Consider the following 13,836-nt stretch of genomic DNA (forward strand, 5'->3'; position numbering starts at 1 on the left):
TAGGAGGATGCAATGGCTGTTAAGACTTTTGAAGATTATTTTAATAGACTCAAGAAAATGAAGTCCAATGTGTATATTAATGGTGAGAAAGTGAGTAGAACAGATGAGAGGCTACGTCCTGGGATAAATGTGATAAAGGAGACTTATGACTGCGCAAATAATCCTGAGTTTGAGGATATCTGTGTAACCACATCTCATCTTACTGGTGAGAAAATAAGCAGGTTTTGTCATATTCATCAAAGTGTAGATGACCTTTTGAAAAAGCAATTAATGACCAGGCTTTTGTGTCATAGAGTGGGTGGGTGCATTCAAAGGTGTATGGGTATTGATGCAATGAATGCCCTCTCTGTTGTAACTTATGAGATGGATCAGATGCTTGGAACAGACCATTATGAGCGCTTTAAAAATTATTTAAAGTATTTCCAGGAAAATGATTTGTGTGCCAATTGTGCCCAGACAGATGCAAAAGGAGACAGGCTAAGAAGACCTCATGAACAGAAAGATAAAGATATGTATTTACGCATAGTAGAAACTAGAAAAGATGGTATTGTTGTTAGAGGGGCAAAACTCCACAATACCATTGCTCCTTATGCAGATGAGATAATTGTTATTCCCACCAGATTTATGACTGATAAAGACAATGAGTATGCAGTGGCATTTGCCATTCCAGCAGATACTGAAGGGGTGAAGATTGTGGCAAGATATGCATATCAACATAAAAGAAAGCATTTAAAGGCACCTATTGCAGAATTTGGTGATGCTGAATCTTTTACTCTATTTGACGATGTATTTGTACCAAATGAAAGAGTATTTTTAAATGGCAAGGCTGATCCAAGACAGACGCCATTTGCAGGCTTTTTGGCCTTACTTTTTGCTCATTTTCATAGACATTCTTATACTGGTTGTAAACCAGCAATCAGTGAGGTCTTGGCCAGTGCAACTGCCCTTGTAGCGGAGTACAATGGTATTGAAAAAGAGTCCCATGTAAAAGAAAAGTTATCTCACCTAATAGGGACTGCAGAGCTTGTTTATGCTGCAGGGCAGGCAAGCGCATATAGAGGTGAGAAGTCTGAATCTGGCACATATATACCAGATGAGATTTTAACCAATGTGGGTCGGAGACTGGCTGGGGAAGAAATATACAATGAATATAAGATCCTTGCGGATATTGCAGGGGGACTTGCGGCAACCCTGCCCATGGAAGGAGATTTTTATGCTCAGGAGACAAAGGAGCTACTTAATAAATATATGGTGAGAAACCCAAATGTTTCTGCAGAAGATCAGCATAGATGTTTTAGGTTTATTGAGAATATTTTGGTCTCAGAATTTGCAGGACTCATGCAGGTGGCGGGTCTGCATGGTGGAGGATCTCCTCAAATGGAGACTATTACTATGATGTCCAGATATGACGTAAATTCTTTAAAGAATATTGCAAAATATTTAGCCGGGATAGAAGATAAGCTACCTAGGTATGAAAGACCTACTGTGACTCCGAAAAAAATGTTGGAAAAATTTCGAATGTTGTTTAAAGGTAAATAAAAAGGATTTGGACCAGTTTGAAATAAAGTAGTTAATTCTTTAAATTTTGGAGGTGGCTATGTCTAGCCCTTGTGTATCTGTTGTTAGATATAAAGATCCTTATGCTTCATTAAAAGAGGCCATTGATTTAATAAATGGCCTCGAAGATTTCCATCCACAGGACAGGATTTTAATAAAACCCAATCTGGTTGCCTGGGACTTTGATTTACCTTTTCCTCCTTATGGAGTAGTAACCTCTGGGGTATTAATGGAAGCCCTTGTTAAAATTTTGCATGATGCTGGGTTTCACCATATAATAATTGGTGAGGCCCCTTTAAATGTACATAAAAAAGATATGGGAGTGGCTATATATAAGCAAATGGGCTTTGATAAATTAAAACAAAGATATGGGGTGGAACTTGTTGATTTTAATCTAGACGAGTTTGAAGATGTGGATTTTGGTGACTTCTCTTTGTCTGTAGCAAAAAAGGCTGTTCATGCTGACAAGATAATAAATTTTCCTGTATTAAAGACCCATAACCAAGCAACTGTCTCTCTTGGGCTTAAGAATTTAAAAGGTTGTCTTAATAGAAAGTCAAAGATGTTTTGTCACCATAAAGATAGAGACTTAAATTATATGTTTCCACATATTATAGAAAAGTTGCCTGTAGCTTTGACAATAATTGATGCTATATTTGCGCTGGAAAAAGGGCCTGCACAAACAGGTAAGGCGTATAGAAAGGACCTTATAGTTGCTTCAAAAGATCCATTTGCATGTGATGTAGTTGGAGCAAAAATCCTTGGTTATGACGTAGATGAAGTAGAGCATTTAAAGTATTTTGCCAAGGTCCACAAAATTGACTATAATATAGAAGATGTGGAGATAAAAGGAGAAGACCTTAAAACACATATAGAACGAATTGAAAGTGACTGGGAATGGACAGAAGACAACACAATGCCCATGGGGTTTAAAAAAAGGGGAATATCGGGAATTGCAATTAGAAAGTATGACAATACCCTGTGCACAGGTTGTTCTATGATGTATAATCCAATGTTAATACTTGTTATGTCTGCATTTAAAGGCGAACCCTTTAAAAATGTAGAACTTGTATCAGGTAAAAAACAGATTGCATCTAAAGGATATGATTATACAGTTTTATTTGGGAATTGTGCGTGTAAATTAAATAAAGATAATCCAAATATTAAAACCCCTATTCCAATAAAAGGGTGTCCTCCAAAATTTGATAAAATAATAGAAGGGTTAAAATTAGCTGGACTTGAGTGTAACTATAAGGATTACGAGGCATATAGACATTATATTTTTTCCAGGTATAAAAAAGAAGATGGTTTTGATATGGATCTCTATTGTATAAAATAAGGATGGATAATATGAAAAAGGTAAATACTGTTTGTGGGACCATTGATGTTAATGAATTAGGTATAACATTAATTCATGAACATATTGTTTTTGGTTATCCAGGATGGTATGGAGATACACTGGCTCTATATAATAAGGGTTAGAGGGTTAATGGTTAAACCCAATAAACCCAACAAACCCACAAACCCAAGAGGAAGGAGCGCCTTCATACTTTAAAAGCAGGGCAGGTATTGGAATTGATGTGGAACAGGAGATATCTGAATTGTTTATATAGGAGGAGGAGCAGCAGACTTGTTAATTTCTCAAGAGACCAATTTGTGATTCGTGATTCGAACCACTAATCACAAATCACGAATTACTAATTCTTGAAGAACATGGTGTTTCTAAGGAACAGATAAATACAATAATTAAAGAAAATCCCAAAAGGCTATTTTCAGGATAAGATGTGTAAGTGGGGAGGCTCCTTGGTTTGATATTTAATGGAAATATGTCCCACATTTTGTGCTAAAGATAAGCCTCTCCCAGCATTAATTTTTTCAGGTGGTATGATATGTCCAAAAGCTCAGATTAAAGTAATATCTCTATTTAAAGGTGTCTTTACAAAAACAGAATAGCTTAAATTTTATTATGTTAATAAGTTTGCTTTCAAAAAGAGGAGGAAATGATATCTATGATAATTTATTTCCTCCCCATTTATCTAGATAATAGTACCAATCCAGTTATTCATGATCACTTTTTCTTATTCTATTGTTCCACCACTGGATTTTATTTTTAAATAATATTCCTTCAAAAATAAACATTTTTTAAATTAAATTTACTAATATAGCCTTACCTTATAGAAAAAGTCGCTTACGCATAACTTTTAAAGATGTCAAACAAAATCCCTGTTGATTTTATTGTTTGAATTATGTAACATTATAAAAAAGTCGGGTAAAATCATTTGGTTATAGATTTGACTTAATCAATCAGGAACAAATAGAAGGATTTGGTATGGAAAATAAAAGGATTATAAACCATCCCCTAAATACAATATTAAATCCAGATTCAATTGCCTTTGTTGGTGCGTCTTCTGATATTTCAAAACCTGGAGCCCTGCATTTACTTTCATTAATAGGAACCTTTAAAGGTAAGATATATCCAATACATCCAAGGGAAAGACAAATATTGGGCCTGAGGGCGTATAGCTCTATAAAGGATTTACCAGAAATAGTTGACCTACTGGTTGTTATGGTGCCAAATGCATCTGTTCCTAAATTACTTATGGAGGCAGGAGAAAAAGGCATAAAACACGCAATTATAATTACTGCTGGCTATTCTGAGATGGGTGATAAGGGCCAAGAACTTCAAAAGGAGATTAATGAGATAGCTCATAAATATAACATAAGATTTTTAGGGCCCAATTGCATTGGTGCAGTTAACCCTGAAAATGGTTTAAATACTACGTTTTTTGCAATAAAAAATAGTCCTGGACACCTTGGAATAATATCACAGAGTGGCAGTTTTATTACCCAGACCCTTCACTATTTTTCAAAAATAGGTCTTGGGATTAGTAAGGCAATAAGCGTTGGAAATCAGGCAAATATAGATTTGGTTGATTGTTTAGAATATCTTGGAGAAGATCCAAACACCCATGCAATTGCCCTGTATATTGAAGGTATAAAAAGGGTTAGGGAATTTTTGGAGATAGCAAAAAGGATTGTTTCCAAAAAGCCTGTTATGGCTGTTTATGCTGGGGGCACTCAAGCAGGTGCCAGGGCCTCCATTTCCCACACAGCAGCCCTGTCAGGTAAAGACGAATTATATGATGGACTTTTTAAACAAGCGGGCATTATTAGGGCAGATTCCATAATTGAACTCTTTGATATGGGGCTTGTTCTATCAACTCAACCATGTCTTGAAAACAACAGGATATGTATAATAACAAATTCAGGAGGACCAGGAGCCTGTCTAGCTGACCAATGCGAAAGACAGGGTCTTGTTGTTCCGCAATTATCTGAAGATACACAAAAAATCATATCAAAAATAACTCCATCTATTTCTTCCCTGAAAAATCCAATAGATATTACAATGAGCTTTAATTATGAAACCCTGATATATAAACTGCCAAAGATTATATTTGAAAGAGAAAATATAGGCGGTATTATTATTTATGGTTTATTTGGGCCTATGCATATGAGGGACAAAATAAACAGTGTGAAACAGAAAGTAAAAGAAATACCTGGGGAAATGATGGAGTTTATGGATCAACTTTGTATACAAGCGTGTGACAGGCTCATTCACCTAAAAAAAAGAGTAAATAAACCAATTATATTATCTTCTTTAACAGGTCCAGAAGATCCTGCAATAAAATATCTGCAGGACAATAATGTTCCAGTTATATTGGGGATGAAAAGGGCTGTGTTATGTTTAAAGGCCTTGTGGGTTTACAATAATATCAAAAAAATATTATTTAGAATTTAAGGGTAAGTATATGAAAGAACAAAAAATATTATCTGAATATGATAGCAAAAATATGTTAAGAGATGCAGGTGTTTTAGTGTGTAAGGAAATTTTGGCTGAAGATTTTACACAGGTGAGAAAAGCAATAGCAGAAATTGGATATCCAGTGGTGCTAAAACCATCTTTACCTGGTCTTGCACATAAGTCAGAACATAAAGTGGTTTTTTTAGATGTAAAGTCAGATCAAGAAGCAGAAAATGTCTATAATAGTATAAAAAATAAGTTTCCACAAGCAAAGATCTTAGTGCAGGAGATGGTGAACAACCAGCGAGAAGTGGTTGTGGGTTTTATAAGGGATAGGATAATGGGTCCATGTGTGATGTTTGGGCTAGGGGGAATTTTTACAGAGATCCTTAGAGATATTACTTTTAGGCTAGCTCCAGTAAGTTTCAAAGAAGCTATGATGATGCTTCTGGATATTAAGGGAAAGAAGATCCTTGAAAGTGTGAGATCTCTTGTAGAAGTTGATAAAGAGGCCCTTGCCAATATTATTGTAAAGGTGTCAAATCTTGGTGTAAATAATAGCCTTATCAAAGAGATAGACATAAATCCCATATGTTTTGATGAACAGGGGATCCCTGTAGTTGTAGATTGCACTGTGATTTTGAATAAATAGATAAGGTATGATAATAAGACAGGTAAAATTTAATGATATAGACAATTTTGTTGAGTCCTATACAAAGGCTTATGAAGATTTTGATGATTATAAGTATCATACAAAAAAAGAGGTTAGAGATTATTTTATATGGCTCTATGAAAGAGATAAAGAGGGTTTTTTTGTTGCTGAAGAGGGAGATAAAATTGCTGGATTTGCTGCCTCAGATGCAAACTGGATTAATTTAAAAGGTGAAAAGATTTTAGAAATTCATGAGATTTTTGTTTTAAAGGAATTTAATAGAAAAGGAGTGGGAGATAGGCTATTGGAAAAGGTTTTTGAGTATGGAATTAGACAGGGAAGAAAGAGTGTTGAGCTTTGGGTTGGGAGGAGCAATTACAATGCCATTAGGTTTTACAAAAAATTTGGCTTTAAAAAAATTGGAGAAAAGGGAAAATGGTTGAAAATGAGAAGATCATTAATTTGTTAAGGGAATTAGTAGAAATTGAATCTCCCAGTAAAAAGGAAGATAAAATTACAGTTTTTGTTAAAGATTATTTGAAGAATTTGGGATATGATGTAGTTGATGGTGAAAACTATATTGCCACAAAATCTGACTCAAATCTAATAGTTGCCACACACCTAGATACAGTTTCTATAAAAAGAAAATATAGTTGTGATGGGGTCTATGCTTATGGGACTGGGGTGTGCGATGCCAAGGGAAGTGTTGCTGCTATGCTTTTGGCAGCTGAGGATAAGGTGGATTATACCCTTGCTTTTTTTTGCGATGAAGAAGAGGACGGCTCTGGGTCTAAGGAATTTATTGATTCCTGGGTGTCTGGGAAATATGCCATTATAATGGAACCTACTGAGTTAAAAATAGCATCCAGACACTGGGGGGATTTTGAACTCACTGTAAAAGTTCAAGGCGAACAAGCACACGGCTCTCTCCCTGAAAAAGGAGTTAATGCAATAGATAAGGCCTTGGAAGTATATAATAAACTTAAAGGATTAAATATAAGTATCAATCCCTTAAAAATTATTGGTGGTTCAGAGGAGTATGTAATTCCAGATAGTTGTGAGATAAAATTTGAGGTATTTTTGGAACCAGATGAAAAATTTTCTAATTATTCAGACAAGTTTAAATTTATAGAAGAGTTCGGTGAATATGAAATTGATCATGTATATGAGGGATGGATAAGTGGCGAAGTTGCTAACTATCTTGAACAGGCCATGGTTAAGACTAAATTACCAGTTAATTATACCAGTATAAAATCTTGGACCGATGCTTTGAATTTAAAGGAAAGATTTGATGTAGTAGTTTGGGGACCTGGAGAGCTACCTCTTTGTCATACAGCGGAAGAAAGGGTAAAGATTGAGGACATTAAAAGGGCATCAGAAGTGCTGGTTTGTTTGAACCAATATACTTTTTAATTTTGATCCTTCAAGTATGTAATATAATCTTTATTTAAGATAGATTAGTAATCTTTTAACAAATTAGTCCTTAAATTAAGATTAAACATTTTTTACCAGTGGTTCCTCTTGTAATTTTTCCAAAGATTTGATGTTCTTCTATCAAATAAAGATTCTTTTAAAGTAGTTAACGTATTTTTTTATTATTGATTGGCTATTTGTTGGGAGATTTATTATTGTCTTTTTCACATTTTAATTTTATTAGTTTTTTTCAATAAAAATTTATTTAAAAAATAAATAAAACTAATTGACAATACATCCTTTTTAGTATTTAATACGTATATTCAATAAACGAAAATTTATTAATAACATTATATTTAAAATGGGAGGATAGAAATGGAAGAGTATATTAAACAAGCATTAGAAATCGTTAAAGCACAGGCAAGTGTGAGGAATATGACTGAAGAGGAAATTACCTCTATGGTTAAATCCCTTGCAGATCAACTTAAAGGACTCGTAGAAGGAGAACAGTCTGGGGTATCTCATGAAGAACAAAAACCAGCAGTAGATCCAAAAAAGGCTATTAGAGAAAAATCAATTATATGTCTTGAATGTGGAAAGGCTTTCAAAGTGCTTACAAAGAAACACTTAAAGACTCATGGTTTGACCCCTCAGGAATACAAGGAAAAATGGGGATACAAGAAAAAACAGTCTTTAATTGCAAAATCTCTTGCAAGAGAGAGAAGAAAAAAGATGCGGGAGATGAAATTGTGGACAAAAAGAAAGTTAGGGAGTTAAAGATACAACATAACCTATAAAGAGCATTTTAAATACAACATAGCTGAATAACTACGTGATTTTTTATTTGTTGCTATATTTATGAATTGTGATTAGTGATTCGTGATTTGTGATTAAATAAGAGTCTGTAACATTATCTGAGTGAATTCTAATGAAGAGAGGTCTGTTATCAGTTTCAGTGACCTGTTGTCCACTCACACTTAACACTAATTTCCCCTTATTTATCACCCTCAACACCCTGATGAGAGGGGCAGTTTTTGTTACATACTCTTGAATTTTACTAATCACAAATCACGAATCACCCATCCCCAATCACGAATCACCAATCACGAATCTCCCCTTATTTATCACCCTCAATATCGTGCGGAGAGAGGCAGTTTTTGTTACATACTCTTAAATTTTACCAATCACTAATTACCAATTACCACTTACCAATCACCAATCACTAATCACCAACCACTAATCACAAATCACCAATCACGAATCCTGAATCACGAATTTTAAGGCAGAGAGCATATCTGCTACTTACATGGGGCTTCTAGAAATTATGCAATTTTTTATAAAATATTTTTGTCTATTACTTGACAAAAATAGCTAATATTTAATATCCATTTGAAGCGGAACTGACCAGTCAGTCCAATCATGTAGGTATTATAATTATGGATACAAGGACAAAGATATTAAAAGCAGCCAGGCTTGAATTTGCCAAAAATGGCTTTCACGCTACTTTGGTCTCAGATATTGCTGAGAGAGCAGGTGTTGGGAAAGGAACAATTTACAGGTATTTCTCCAGTAAAGAGGATTTGTTTGGTTCAATAATTCAACAGAAAATGGACGATTTTGAGATTAATATAAAAGAAATTATATCTAGGGATGATAATGAGAGGGATATTTTATTTAAGATAGGCAAGCTGCACTTTGAGGAATATAGAAAATCTAAAGATGTAATAGCTATTTTAGTTATGGAGGGTTTAAATAAGATTGAGGGTATAAATAGAGAATTCAAAAATAAGATTATTGCAATACAGAGGTTAGTTTCTCATGTGATAAGTAGAGGAGTCAAGAAAGGTATTTTTAGAGAAGTTGATCCAGAAAAAACATCAGTAGTCTTTTTAAGTTTAATCTGGACAATATTAAAACATGGTATTTTCATGGAAGAAGAGGATTTACAGAAAAAATATTTTGATGTAATCTTTGATTTATTTTTTTATGGTCTCGTTAGATAGTTTTTGGATAAAGGGGATAGTGATATGAGAAAGATAAAATTTTTTTTAATTTTTTTTAGTTGTACTTTTATTTTGATGGGAATATCGCACTCTGAAGAAATACTTACATTGGAGAAAGCTGTTCAAATAGCAATAAAAAATAATCCTAAAATAAAAGAGTCTCTTTTTAATAAAAGAGCAGCAATGGAAGAAAAGAGAAGTGCATTTTCAGATATGTTACCAAAAATTTCTGCTGAATATAAATATCTACATCTTCGAGATGATCCCTTTGTATATTTTAAAATAGGACCACAAGAGAATAAATTTGTCACAGGGTATAGAAATACATACTCATGGAATATTTCATTGGTCCAACCTATTTTTACTGGTTTTGCACTTTTATCAAAATATGAGATATCTGCATTTGGACTTGATAGGGAAAAATTGTCAGCAGAGCTAACAAAACTAGATGTGGCCTTTGAGGTAAAACAGGCATATTTTAATGTATTGCTTGCCAGAAGACAGCTTGAGGTAATGGAGGAGGAAGTAAGACAATTAAAAAGCCATTTAGATGACGCAAAAAGTTTCTATTCCCAGGGTATAATCCCCAAAAACGACCTTTTGAAATCAGAAGTGGCCTACTCTCTGGCAAAACAAAAATTAGTTAGGGCAAAAAGTGATTTGTCTGTTGCGAGATCAAACCTAAACAGAATTTTAAACAAAAATATCCTTGATCTTTCCTATGAAATTCAGGACGTGGATACAATGCCATTTTTCTCTCAAAGACTTGATGAATTAATAAAAGAGGCCATGAAAAAAAGGCCAGAGATAATTGCAATGGACAGGGCAATTAAGCAGGCAAACTGGGGGATTAAACTTGCCAGAAGTAGGTTTTTCCCAACTGTCTCTATTTTTGGTGAATATCAAAGACAGGGTGAAGGTTTAGGTGCAACAGAAAATAAATTTACAAATGAGAAAAATTTGCTCCTTGGAATCACTGCCAAATGGGAATTTTTTGAGTCTGGAAAGAAATTTTTTGATGTAAGAAAAGCCAAGTGGAGATTGGAGTCATTGAAGGAGAGAAAAAAGGGACTCAAAGATCAGATAGCTGTTCAGGTAAAAAAGGCATATGAGGACCTTATGGTTGCAAAGATAAATGTAGAAACAGCAAAAAAATCGCTTTCCCAAGCAAGGGAAAATTATAGGGTAACAAATGAAGGGTACAGGGTCCAGGTGAATACATCTACAGATGTTTTAGATGCAAGGGCTTATTTAACCCAGTCAGAGATGAATTACTATGGGGCACTTTATGGGTATCATGTGGCACTTGCTGCTTTAAAAAGGGCAATTGGCGAATATTAAATTTTGCAGAGAAGTTAAGAAAAATACAGCCTTATCAAAACATAGAGAGCCATATGTCAATATAGATGGAGGGAATAGTAGATGGAAAATAGAAATAATGAAAGGGCAAGAAAGGGAACTAAGATCATTATTATATCTGTAATTATATGTGGATTTATCTTTTTTCTCTATTGGTTTTTTTATTTGAAAAATTTTGTGACTACTGATGATGCATATGTTCAGGCAGATAGTAGTTATGTTAGCAGTAGAATTCCAGGAACAATAGAAAAAGTATATGTTAAAAATGATGATTATGTTAAAAAGGGTAATATTTTAGTTTTGTTGGATCCAGCAATATATAAACTAAAAGTAGAACAATTGCAAAATAAATTAGAATCTCTTGATTTTAAAATAAAAAGTACAGAAATTGATTTAGATATATTAAAACACAATTTAAAAAAGAATATAAAAAAGGCACAAAATGATATGAACCTGGCACTTGATGAGAAAAATAGAATAAATACAGAAATAAAGTCATTAGTAGCCCAGAAAAATAGTTTGGAGCAGGATCTTTATCTGGCAAGATTACAATATAAAAGATATAAAAGACTATATAAAAAACATACAATATCTAAAGAAAAGTTTGATGAAGTAGAGACAACTTATAATAAGCTTAAGTTTCAGATTGATTCCATAACACACAAAATTGCTTCTTTAAAGATAATGGAACATGAGTCCAACAAAAAGATAAAAAACGCCAAAATTGCCATGTCAATAGCAAGAAAAAATGAATTAAAGATTTTATCTGCAACAGAGTCTTTGAATAGTTTGAAAAAGGAGAGGGATTATGTAAGGGCCTCACTTGATGAGGCCAAGTTGCAACTGAGTTATTGTAAAATAAAGGCACCTATTTCAGGCTATGTGGCTGGATCTAAGCTACAAAGGGGAAATAGGGTTTTGCCTGGTCAGGTACTTATGGTTATTGTACCTCTTGATAAGGTATATGTTGAGGCAAATTTTAAAGAGACACAGCTCACCAACATAAGGATAGGGCAAAAAGCAGAGATAAGGGCTGACATGTATCCTCATGTAACGTTTTACGGTCATGTTATTGGTATAAGGGCAGGAACTGGTCAGGTGTTCTCGCTTTTGCCTCCTGAGAATGCTTCTGGAAATTGGATAAAGGTGGTTCAGAGGATTCCAGTAAAAATTGAATTAGATGATTATGTTTATAAAAAAAATCCTTTAAGGCTGGGGTCATCATTGGTAGTAAAAGTTGATATAAGGGACAGATCAGGAAAAACCCTTAGGTAACTGAAGTGGATACAATAATAGAACAGAGCACTCCATCTGTAAACAAGTGGGTTATTGCCTTAACTGTAATTTTGCCTACTTTTATTGAAGTAATGGATACAAGTGTGGTGAATGTATCTCTTCCCCACATTCAAGGGGGGTTAAATGCTGGTTTAGATGAATCAACCTGGGTGCTCACTTCATATCTTGTTTCCAATGCAGTGATTATTCCTATTACTGGTTTTCTGTCAAATATACTTGGCAGAAAACGCTATTTAATTGGGTCAATAATTTTGTTTACCTTTGCTTCAATGCTTTGTGGAAGTGCTCCAACATTGGAGATATTAGTTCTTGCACGTATACTTCAGGGAATTGGCGGAGGAGCGCTCCAGCCTATTTCCCAAGCCATATTGTTAGAGAGCTTTCCAAAAAAAGAGCATGGCATGGCCATGGCCATATTTGGAATGGGCGTTGTTCTTGCGCCAACAATTGGACCTGTGGTTGGAGGCTGGATAACGGATAATCTTTCATGGAGATGGGTGTTTTACATAAATCTACCCATAGGTATCTTATCTGTTTTTATGACCATTTTATTTATTTTTGATCCCCCGTATATAAAACAGAGAAAACATGATAGAATTAATTATTTTTCCCTTATGCTGCTGTTTTTATGGGTTGGTTGTCTCCAGATAGTTCTGGATAAGGGGCAAAGGGAAGACTGGTTTGAATCTAACTTTATCATTACCCTTAGCATTATATCTTTAATTAGTTTTCTCATATACATTGTACGGGAAATCTATTCTGATGATCCAATTTTAGATATTTCTGTTTTCAAAGATAAAGTATTTTTGGCTGGAAATTTTATTTTGTTTACAGGGTTTATGAGTTTTTTTGGAAGTATTGTCCTTTTGCCATTATTTTTGCAGAATCTGATGCATTACACCGCTTTCTGGGCTGGGTTGGTGTTAGGGCCTAGCGGACTCGCCACCATGATTGTTATGTTTATGGTTGGACGTCTGTTAAATAGGGGAACTCCTCCATATCTTTTACTTATGCTTGGTCTTTTGTTGATATCTTTTTCAGTTATTTTAATGGGGAGATTTACCTTAAATGCTGGTTTTTGGGAGCTTTGTTGGCCCAGAGTTATGCAGTCATGCGGTATGGGTATGTTTTTTGTGCCACTTACTGCTGCAACATATGTAAATATTCCAAAGGAAAAAATTGGAAATGCATCCAGCATATTTAACTTGCTTAGAAACCTAGGTGGGAGTTTTGGAACTGCCATTGCTACCACTTATCTTGCTAGAAGTGAGCAGTTTAATCAGACCATGCTTGTTAAAAACGTTGTGCCATATAAAGAAGAGTTTTGGGGCCTGTGGCATAAGGTTGTTGGATTTTTGCATTATCCTATTTCATTCCCAATTCCAGATTCAAAACCCCTTGCCCTTATATATATGGAAGTTAGAAGGCAGGCAGGTATGCTTGCATTTAATGACAGTTTTATTTTTCTAGGGACAATAACTATGTTTTTGGTCCCTCTTGCTTTAATTTTAAGAAGAAAGTAAAAAGATTTGCCTTATGCTTACTATAAGATGCGCTAAGTGCAAGAAAAAACTCTGGAAATACCGAAAAATCGGAAAGGGCCAAGTGCTTAGATGTCACAAAGACAGGATAACCAAGGCCTTTGGATGGGATGAGAAAGATGGGAAAATACTTTGTCCCAGGTGTAAAAACCCAATTGGTATTGATAAAGGGTCTTTTTTTAAGATGATTGCAAAAAATTTTGTGTATACAGG

At 34.4% G+C, this 13,836-nt stretch carries 13 protein-coding genes; all 13 read left to right on the forward strand.

What is annotated here, in order from left to right; all coding sequences use genetic code 11:
* Positions 1-12: 12 nt before the first annotated feature.
* Entirely contained in the window at positions 13-1,539 is a 1,527-nt protein-coding gene (locus ACY2V1_RS08770; protein ID WP_461834416.1) for a 4-hydroxyphenylacetate 3-hydroxylase family protein, read from the forward strand.
* A gap of 58 nt (positions 1,540-1,597) precedes the next feature.
* Positions 1,598-2,896 (forward strand): DUF362 domain-containing protein, encoded by a 1,299-nt coding sequence (locus tag ACY2V1_RS08775; RefSeq protein ID WP_461834417.1) that lies wholly within the window; start codon positions 1,598-1,600, stop codon positions 2,894-2,896.
* Positions 2,897-2,907: 11 nt separating this feature from the next.
* The gene (locus ACY2V1_RS08780) at positions 2,908-3,039 is read left to right on the forward strand and encodes a hypothetical protein (protein WP_461834418.1); all 132 of its coding nucleotides are present in this window, start codon (positions 2,908-2,910) and stop codon (positions 3,037-3,039) included.
* An 847-nt stretch (positions 3,040-3,886) separates the two neighbouring features.
* Positions 3,887-5,356 carry an acetate--CoA ligase family protein gene (locus ACY2V1_RS08785; RefSeq protein ID WP_461834419.1) on the forward strand — a complete coding sequence of 490 codons (1,470 nt, stop codon included), beginning with the start codon at positions 3,887-3,889 and terminating at the stop codon, positions 5,354-5,356.
* A gap of 10 nt (positions 5,357-5,366) precedes the next feature.
* Positions 5,367-6,011 (forward strand): acetate--CoA ligase family protein, encoded by a 645-nt coding sequence (locus tag ACY2V1_RS08790; protein WP_461834420.1) that lies wholly within the window; start codon positions 5,367-5,369, stop codon positions 6,009-6,011.
* A gap of 7 nt (positions 6,012-6,018) precedes the next feature.
* The gene (locus ACY2V1_RS08795) at positions 6,019-6,480 is read left to right on the forward strand and encodes a GNAT family N-acetyltransferase (RefSeq protein ID WP_461834421.1); all 462 of its coding nucleotides are present in this window, start codon (positions 6,019-6,021) and stop codon (positions 6,478-6,480) included.
* Positions 6,447-7,424, forward strand: coding sequence for a M20/M25/M40 family metallo-hydrolase (locus ACY2V1_RS08800; protein ID WP_461834422.1), 978 nt, complete (start codon positions 6,447-6,449; stop codon positions 7,422-7,424). Before ACY2V1_RS08795 ends, ACY2V1_RS08800 begins: the two co-directional genes overlap by 34 nt.
* 375 nt (positions 7,425-7,799) lie before the next feature.
* Positions 7,800-8,201, forward strand: coding sequence for a Ros/MucR family transcriptional regulator (locus tag ACY2V1_RS08805; RefSeq protein WP_461834423.1), 402 nt, complete (start codon positions 7,800-7,802; stop codon positions 8,199-8,201).
* Between the two features lie 659 nt (positions 8,202-8,860).
* The gene (locus ACY2V1_RS08810) at positions 8,861-9,427 is read left to right on the forward strand and encodes a TetR/AcrR family transcriptional regulator (RefSeq protein WP_461834424.1); all 567 of its coding nucleotides are present in this window, start codon (positions 8,861-8,863) and stop codon (positions 9,425-9,427) included.
* Positions 9,428-9,451: 24 nt separating this feature from the next.
* A complete protein-coding gene (locus ACY2V1_RS08815; protein WP_461834425.1) occupies positions 9,452-10,768 on the forward strand; it encodes a TolC family protein in 1,317 nt (438 codons plus the stop codon).
* Between the two features lie 81 nt (positions 10,769-10,849).
* On the forward strand, positions 10,850-12,061 hold the full coding sequence (locus tag ACY2V1_RS08820; RefSeq protein ID WP_461834426.1) for an HlyD family secretion protein: 1,212 nt from the start codon (positions 10,850-10,852) through the stop codon (positions 12,059-12,061).
* A gap of 5 nt (positions 12,062-12,066) precedes the next feature.
* Complete coding sequence (locus ACY2V1_RS08825) at positions 12,067-13,605, forward strand: DHA2 family efflux MFS transporter permease subunit (RefSeq protein ID WP_461834427.1); 1,539 nt, start codon at positions 12,067-12,069, stop codon at positions 13,603-13,605.
* Between the two features lie 13 nt (positions 13,606-13,618).
* On the forward strand, positions 13,619-13,836 hold a 218-nt coding region (locus ACY2V1_RS08830), incomplete at its 3' end, for a hypothetical protein (protein ID WP_461834428.1).

Source organism: Desulfothermus sp. (assembly GCF_053993635.1).

Bases quoted from the DNA above. Each gene is read 5' to 3' on its own strand.
- ACY2V1_RS08770 (WP_461834416.1), top strand. From the start codon at position 13: ATGGCTGTTAAGACTTTTGAAGATTATTTTAATAGACTCAAGAAAATG.
- ACY2V1_RS08775 (WP_461834417.1), top strand. From the start codon at position 1,598: ATGTCTAGCCCTTGTGTATCTGTTGTTAGATATAAAGATCCTTATGCT.
- ACY2V1_RS08780 (WP_461834418.1), top strand. From the start codon at position 2,908: ATGAAAAAGGTAAATACTGTTTGTGGGACCATTGATGTTAATGAATTA.
- ACY2V1_RS08785 (WP_461834419.1), top strand. From the start codon at position 3,887: ATGGAAAATAAAAGGATTATAAACCATCCCCTAAATACAATATTAAAT.
- ACY2V1_RS08790 (WP_461834420.1), top strand. From the start codon at position 5,367: ATGAAAGAACAAAAAATATTATCTGAATATGATAGCAAAAATATGTTA.
- ACY2V1_RS08795 (WP_461834421.1), top strand. From the start codon at position 6,019: ATGATAATAAGACAGGTAAAATTTAATGATATAGACAATTTTGTTGAG.
- ACY2V1_RS08800 (WP_461834422.1), top strand. From the start codon at position 6,447: ATGGTTGAAAATGAGAAGATCATTAATTTGTTAAGGGAATTAGTAGAA.
- ACY2V1_RS08805 (WP_461834423.1), top strand. From the start codon at position 7,800: ATGGAAGAGTATATTAAACAAGCATTAGAAATCGTTAAAGCACAGGCA.
- ACY2V1_RS08810 (WP_461834424.1), top strand. From the start codon at position 8,861: ATGGATACAAGGACAAAGATATTAAAAGCAGCCAGGCTTGAATTTGCC.
- ACY2V1_RS08815 (WP_461834425.1), top strand. From the start codon at position 9,452: ATGAGAAAGATAAAATTTTTTTTAATTTTTTTTAGTTGTACTTTTATT.
- ACY2V1_RS08820 (WP_461834426.1), top strand. From the start codon at position 10,850: ATGGAAAATAGAAATAATGAAAGGGCAAGAAAGGGAACTAAGATCATT.